This is a genomic window from Liquorilactobacillus mali (assembly GCF_001437155.1).
Taxonomy (GTDB): domain Bacteria; phylum Bacillota; class Bacilli; order Lactobacillales; family Lactobacillaceae; genus Liquorilactobacillus; species Liquorilactobacillus mali_A.
Genome location: NZ_JQAR01000048.1, coordinates 3,200 through 3,465 on the forward strand (window position 1 = coordinate 3,200; position 266 = coordinate 3,465).

Sequence of the window (266 nt, forward strand, 5' to 3'; positions counted from 1 at the left end):
CAATTATTCTGTCAATGGAGCCTAACGGGATCGAACCGATGACCTCCTGCGTGCAAAGCAGGCGCTCTCCCAGCTGAGCTAAGGCCCCAAAAAAAATATAAAAAAGGATGGGCCTAAATGGACTTGAACCATCGACCTCACGCTTATCAGGCGTGCGCTCTAAACCAGCTGAGCTATAGGCCCATAACATCCTCAAAAAGAGAAGTAGGCCTCTCAAAACTAAACAAAGTTTCAACAATCGTGTGTAGGTTTCCGTTATATCCTTA

2 tRNA genes are annotated in these 266 nt (G+C 45.9%); both read right to left on the bottom strand.

Annotated features, from left to right (window positions below):
* Window positions 1-15 precede the first annotated feature (15 nt).
* A tRNA-Ala gene (locus IV36_RS11510) sits at window positions 16-88 on the bottom strand.
* A gap of 20 nt (window positions 89-108) precedes the next feature.
* A tRNA-Ile gene (locus tag IV36_RS11515) sits at window positions 109-183 on the bottom strand.
* Between the last annotated feature and the right edge of the window lie 83 nt (window positions 184-266).